Origin of the sequence: Alteromonas sp. MMG017, assembly GCF_018100795.1 — a bacterium.
Lineage (GTDB): Bacteria > Pseudomonadota > Gammaproteobacteria > Enterobacterales > Alteromonadaceae > Alteromonas.
Map to the genome: position 1 here is coordinate 1 of NZ_JAGJDY010000049.1, position 846 is coordinate 846.

The 846-nt window shown below is 39.0% G+C and carries 1 protein-coding gene; it reads left to right on the forward strand.

Annotation, left to right across the window (positions count from 1 at the left end):
* Window positions 1–83: 83 nt before the first annotated feature.
* Window positions 84–846: IS110 family transposase (locus J8L84_RS20175; RefSeq protein ID WP_211072269.1), on the forward strand; the 763-nt coding region annotated here is incomplete at its 3' end.

Sequence of the window (846 nt, forward strand, 5' to 3'; positions counted from 1 at the left end):
GAGATAATTGGACTCCCCCGCACCTGAGGGTTTGGGGTAATATTTTTGTTACCACACAAAAAATATTAAAGAGAGTCCTTAATATGTATCGTACTAAAGTCGGCGTTGATTTAGCAAAAAATATAATTCAGGTTTGCACGCTACACGGTAAAAAAGTTACCTCTAATGTAGAGATGAGTACTGATGAATTTTCACTTTGGTTAGCCCAAACTAAACCCGTCACTGTAGCGTTTGAAGCTTGCTCTACTTCAAATTATTGGTATCAACAGGCCATTAAAGCTGGTCATGATGCTCGACTGATTAGTGCCAAATTGGTCAAAGCTGTTAGGCAAAACCAAAAGACGGATAAAAATGATGCATTGGCCATTGCACAAACACTGTTTTTACCGGAAGTGTCTTTTATAAACGGTAAAAGTATTGAGCAACAACAGTTGCAATCAATTCAACGTTTGCGCGAGTTAGCAATTAAGAGTCAAAACGCCTCGCAAAAACAAATAGTATCGTTACTGTTAGAATTAAATATCCGTTTACCCAATACACAAGGTGGCATACTGCGAGGGCTAGAAAGTGTACTTGAAGATGGAGAGAATAATTTGTCTGATACCTTCCGTGCCACTCTCTCGGTCGCTAAAGTGCAACTTGAAAATATGATTAGCGCTATTCGTGAATACGATAAATATTTAGAACAGAGTATCCAATCATTACCTGATTGTAAGAAGCTATTAAAGCTTGAGGGTGTAGGTCCAGTTAATGCGGTAAACCTTTATATTGCTTTGGGTGCAAATCAATCGCAGCCGTTTAAGAGCGGAAAGAATGCGTCTGCTTGTATTGGTTTAACGCCCATTC